The following is a 218-nucleotide window of genomic DNA, read 5'->3' as shown; positions in this document are numbered from 1 at the left end:
TCTGCAGCAGGATGTCGAGTTCGGCGCCGTGCTGGTCGACTGCCCGCCAGAGCAGATAAGGCTCATCGCGCAACGTAACGAAGACTTCGTCCAGATGCCATGTGCGCCCAGGCTTGCGGCGAGCAGCTTTGACGCGATGTGCGAAGCCCGCGCCGAATTTGTCGCACCAGCGGCGGGTCGTCTCGTAACTGACAACGACACCGCGCTCGAACAGCAGT

General features: G+C 62.4%; 1 protein-coding gene. It reads right to left on the bottom strand.

Annotated elements, in window-relative coordinates; all coding sequences use genetic code 11:
- The coding region (locus AB3X96_RS43055) for a DDE-type integrase/transposase/recombinase (RefSeq protein ID WP_368594473.1) at positions 1-218 on the bottom strand (218 nt) is incomplete at both ends.

The organism is Paraburkholderia sp. BR13439 (assembly GCF_040948805.1).
GTDB lineage: Bacteria > Pseudomonadota > Gammaproteobacteria > Burkholderiales > Burkholderiaceae > Paraburkholderia > Paraburkholderia youngii.
This window is presented reverse-complemented; position numbering and strand designations above follow the sequence as displayed.